This is a genomic window from Streptomyces sp. NPDC006265, assembly GCF_040613555.1.
In the GTDB taxonomy this organism is placed as follows: Bacteria; Actinomycetota; Actinomycetes; order Streptomycetales; family Streptomycetaceae; genus Streptomyces.
Genome location: NZ_JBEXSH010000775.1, coordinates 1 through 4,465, shown reverse-complemented (window position 1 = coordinate 4,465; position 4,465 = coordinate 1). Strand labels below are relative to the sequence as shown.

Sequence of the window (4,465 nt, the reverse complement as noted above, 5' to 3'; positions counted from 1 at the left end):
GCCCGCCCGCGGATGCCACCGGCCGCGGGCAGCCACTGGAGCTGACCGGGGCCGGTTTCACTGGAGGCGACCTTCCTCGTCATACCGTCCAGCAGCAGCGTCCGTGGGGCAGCCAGGGAGTCGGTGACCGCGCCGACGATCGCCTCGCTCGTCCCGATGTACTCGCGGCCCTGCTGGTGTAGGGAGACCCCGTCGCGCTCGTGCTCGGCGGTCCGCTCCTGCTCCCCACCTTGGCCGGCATCCCGCTGTCGACGCTGCTGTCCCACCTAACGGTTGCCCTGCTCCAAACGGACCAGCGCATCCCCCGCGCAGGCCTCGTGGCCGCCCTGGCCGTAGCCGCCCACACCTCCGGCCGGCTCCCGACCGACCTGGGCTAACGTATGCCGTCGCGGACAAAGGAACGGAACACGGCATGGCGCACCAGGGGTGGGGACCACAGGAGTCGAACGGGCCGCAAGGACCGTACGGTCCGCAGGGGTCGTACGGTCCGCAGGGGCCATATGGTCCCTACGGCTGGGGCGGCCGGCAGCCGCCTCCGCCCAGACCGGGCGTGATACCGCTGGCACCGCTCGGGCTGGGGTCTGTCTACAACGGCGCGTTCTCGACGATGGGGCGGTACGCGCGGCAGTTGTTCGGCGCGATGGGAACGGGCCTCGCCTTGCTCTTCGCGGCGACGGCCGGCGCGATCGCCCTGGTCTACCGCAGCGTCGAGGACGACTGGCAGGAACTGATCCACGCCGACGATCCGACCTGGGCCATGGCCGGCCCGATCGTGATCTCCGTCGGGGTGGCGTACGTGGTGCTCATGCTGCTCACCCTGCTCGTGAACTCGTTCCTGTCCGCTGTCAGCCCGGTGGTCCTGGAACACGCCGTGCTGGGCCGGCGCACCACCTTCGGTACGGTATGGCGCCGCGCCTGGGCCCGTACACCGTCGGTGCTCGGCGTCACGCTCCTCATCTATCTGCTGATCGCGATCCCGGTCGTCCTCTTCGTCCTGCTCTGGATCAGCCTGATCGCCCTGCTCGTGGCGGCCGAGAGCCCCCCGATGGCGCCGGGGCTCGTGTTCTTGCTCGGGCTGCTGATCCTGCCGTTGGTGACGTGGCTGCTGGTGTCCTTCTCATTCGCGCCCGCCGCCGCGGTCCTTGAGTCAGCCGGCCCGATCACCGCCCTGAAGCGCTCGTTCCGGCTGGTCCGCGGTGCCTGGTGGCGCACGTTCGGCATCCTGTTGCTCACTTGGGGCATGGTGGCGGTCGGAGGGTGGATCGTGCAGATCCCGCTGCTGTTCGCCAGTCCGCAGCCGTCGTACGACGCCTACGGCCCGTACGACGAACCGCCCGCCGACATGGGCGAGTTCTTCACCCAGGTGTACGGCGACGACGCGTGGTCCGGCCTGTGGACCTATCTGGTCCTCACTGTCGTCGTCATGCTGGTGGTCCAGCTGCTCGCCACCGCCTTCACACAGCTGGTCAGCACTCTGCTCTACATCGACCAGCGCATCCGCCGCGAAGGCCTCGGCGAGAGCCTGGCCCGGGTGGCCGGCCACCAGTAGACCGGTACACGGAGGCACGGGAGCACAGGAGACAGGCGATGAGTCGCACCTCGAAGTCACGACCCGGTACGTGACCGTGGCGCACTGCGTTGGCGGCCAGCTCTGCTGTGATGAGGGTCAGCGTCTCGTTCGTCGTGGACGAGGGGAAGTGCCGGGCGAGGTCCTTTGTGCTGTTCCGGGACGTTGGTAACGGCGATGTGGAGTCCGGCGAGGTAGATGGTCGCCGTCTTCTCGCAGCGGGTGGCGATGCCCCGCCACTGGTCGGGTACCTCCTCCGAGCGGCCCAGCACCTCGTCACCCGCCTCGTCGGCCAGCGAGCGGAGAAGGCGAGCGGGGGTGCGGAATCCGCCGTAGCCGCACCGTGCGCAAATCCCCGCGACGGACCCACCTCCCTCGCCCGTAGAGCAGACGACGAGAAGCTCACAGGGAGGGGAACTGCGCGTGGCAGGGCACAGGGGCAGACGCGTCAGGGGTACGGCGGCCGCGGTGGCGGCGATGGCGGCGCTCACCGCGTCACAGGCACCGGGGGCGGTCCCGGCGCGGGCCTCCGCACCGGCGCCCGGTCAGGCAGCTGCCGCGGACGGGCCGAGCGTGTCCGGCGACGCCCCGTACCGCACCGAGCTGCCGCCGCTGCGGACCGGGCACGCCACGGGCGGCGGGGCGGCGGCTGCGGAGGAGGTGGTGGGCGGCGCGCTGCCGGCCGGCGTGTTCGCCGCCTATCGGCGGGCCGAGGACCGGCTCGCGCGCGAGACGCTTGGCTGCCGGCTGCGCTGGCAGCTGCTGGCGGCGATCGGGCAGGTGGAGTCGGGGCAGGCGCGGGGCGGCAGGGTGACGTCGGACGGTACGACCGTGGCGCCGATCCTCGGCCCGCGGCTGGACGGCGTGGCCTTCGCGCTGATCCGGGACACCGACGGCGGTGTCCACGACAGGGACACGGCGTACGACCGCGCGGTCGGGCCCATGCAGTTCATCCCGTCGACCTGGGCCCGCTGGGGTGCGGACGGCAACGGCGACGGGCGTACGGATCCGAACAACGTCTTCGACGCGGCACTCGCCGCCGGACGGTATCTGTGTGCGGGCGGGCGGGATCTTTCCGTTCCCGCCGAGCTGGACCGGGCGATCCTGGGCTACAACCACTCGGCGGCCTATCTGCGCACGGTCCGGGCCTGGTACGCGTACTTCCTGGAAGGGCACCGGGTGGTGCCGGGCCTCTCCGCCGGGTCCTCCTCCGCGCGCTCCGAGCCGTCACGATCGCCCTCGAAGCCGGAACGAGCCGCACCCACCCGCTCCGGCCGTCCGACCGCCATCCCGTCCCGCCCGTCGTCGGCTCCCGCCTCACCGGCCCCCACCGCGTCCCGTCCGGCCACCGAGCCCCCGGAGACGGAGGAGCCGCAACTCCCCGTCCCCGACCCGGACATCGAGCTCCCCGGCGACGACCTGCTGCCCAGCGCCGCCCCGATCACCAGTAACAGCGCGGACTCGATGACCGCCTCCCCCTCCACAACCGCCGATACTCGGCGGTAATGTCGCCCCACCCGCCGGACAGCACGAGAGCGGTGGGTGAGCGCGAAGGGGCCCTCATGGCGACGGACACGCCTGCGGACATGCCCGCAGAGACACTTGCAGTGGTGACCGCGGCCGACGAGCGGTGGCGGCGTATGTGGAGCCACCGTGAGCACCTGCTCAAGGTGGCCCGGCGCAGGTCGATGAGCGCGGAGGACGCCGAGGACGCGGTACACGAGGCGATGCTGCGCGCCGCCGAGCGGCCCGACCTGGATGAGGAGCGGCTCGCGGCCTGGCTGACGACGGTGACGATGCGGCTGTGCGTCGACCGCTACCGGCAGGTGAACCGCGAGGCCGAGGTGCGTACCAGCCCGACGCTCATCGCCCCCGGTCCGGTGCCCGTCGAGGAGGCGGTGTGCGACCGGGCCGAGGCGAAGTGGCTGGCGGTGCGCAGTGGTGAGCTGCCCGCGCGGCAGGCCGAGGCGCTGCGGCTGAAGTCGGAGGACCTGGACGTCGGCCAGGTCGCCGTCCGGATGGGGCTGAGCTACCGGACCGTCGAGTCGCTGCTGGCCCGCGCCCGGCGGACGCTGCGGCAGTCGCTGGCCGCCACGCTCGGGTTCGCGCTGTTCCTGATCGGGTGGGGGCGGCCGCGCGGTTCCGTGCCGCCCGGTCGTCGTGTGTACGCAAGGGGCGATGTGGGGTTCTCCACACTCTCCCCTCGCAGGTCAACGGCAAGTTGACGGCGGTTCCCGGCCGTGGTGGACTGCCGGGGCCAATACGGCGGCAGGAGAGGAAGCCGGTGAAAGTCCGGCGCGGTCCCGCCACTGTCACCGGGGTAGCGATCCCCGGGAGCCAGGAACTCTCACCGCCGGTCTCGTCGAACCAGGGCGTGGACACCCTGAGTGAGGACACATATCGCCATGCGCGGCTGCCGACCGAGGTTCAACACCCCACCCCTGCCCGCCCTCCTGGCCGGCTGAGCCCATGGGTGCCGGTCGCGTCTTCGCGTACGGTGCCGCCGCCGGTCTGATCGGTGACCTGCTGCTCGGTGATCCTCGCCGGGGGCATCCGGTCGCCGCGTTCGGGCGGGCCGCGGGCGCCGTGGAACGGGTGTTGTGGCGGGACCACCGCGGGTGGGGCGCGCTGCACACCGCCGTGTGTGCCGGAGGGGCCGTCGCCCTCGGGTCCGTCGCCGCGCGTGCCGTGCGGCCGTCCGCCGTCGCCTCCGTCGCGATGACCGGAGCCGCCACCTGGGCCGTCGTCGGGGGGACGTCGCTCGCCCGGGAGGCGCGGACCATCGGGCGTGCCCTGGAGGCCGGGGACGTTATCGATCGCATTCGCTGGGCATCCTCCACCTGACCGGGGCCCCGGCAGCGGGATCCCGGCCCGCATCATCCGAGGAGGGACGCTTCG

General features: G+C 72.3%; 3 protein-coding genes, 3 pseudogenes and 1 riboswitch. Of the genes and pseudogenes, 4 read left to right on the top strand and 2 right to left on the bottom strand.

The window, feature by feature from the left end; all coding sequences use genetic code 11:
* Positions 1–266: hypothetical protein (locus ABZ281_RS39655; protein ID WP_356662833.1), on the bottom strand; the 266-nt coding region annotated here is incomplete at its 3' end.
* 284 nt (positions 267–550) lie between these two features.
* Between ABZ281_RS39655 and ABZ281_RS39650 the strand changes: the two genes are divergently transcribed.
* Positions 551–1,549, top strand: a complete 999-nt coding sequence (locus ABZ281_RS39650) for an oxidoreductase (protein WP_356662832.1) — start codon at positions 551–553, stop codon at positions 1,547–1,549.
* Between the two features lie 40 nt (positions 1,550–1,589).
* On the opposite strand, the pseudogene ABZ281_RS39645 reads toward ABZ281_RS39650, so the two are convergent.
* Positions 1,590–1,691: pseudogene (locus ABZ281_RS39645) on the bottom strand (ATP-binding protein); the annotation flags it as partial.
* A 353-nt stretch (positions 1,692–2,044) separates the two neighbouring features.
* On the opposite strand from ABZ281_RS39645, the gene ABZ281_RS39640 reads away from it, so the two are divergent.
* The 3 genes and pseudogenes from ABZ281_RS39640 to ABZ281_RS39630 form a co-directional block, all read left to right on the top strand.
* Complete coding sequence (locus ABZ281_RS39640; RefSeq protein WP_356662834.1) at positions 2,045–3,073, top strand: lytic transglycosylase domain-containing protein; 1,029 nt, start codon at positions 2,045–2,047, stop codon at positions 3,071–3,073.
* Between the two features lie 56 nt (positions 3,074–3,129).
* A pseudogene (locus tag ABZ281_RS39635) lies at positions 3,130–3,708 on the top strand (sigma-70 family RNA polymerase sigma factor); the annotation flags it as partial.
* A gap of 70 nt (positions 3,709–3,778) precedes the next feature.
* Positions 3,779–3,937: riboswitch (cobalamin riboswitch) on the top strand.
* 99 nt (positions 3,938–4,036) lie between these two features.
* A pseudogene (locus tag ABZ281_RS39630) lies at positions 4,037–4,378 on the top strand (cobalamin biosynthesis protein); the annotation flags it as partial.
* Positions 4,379–4,465 lie beyond the last annotated feature (87 nt).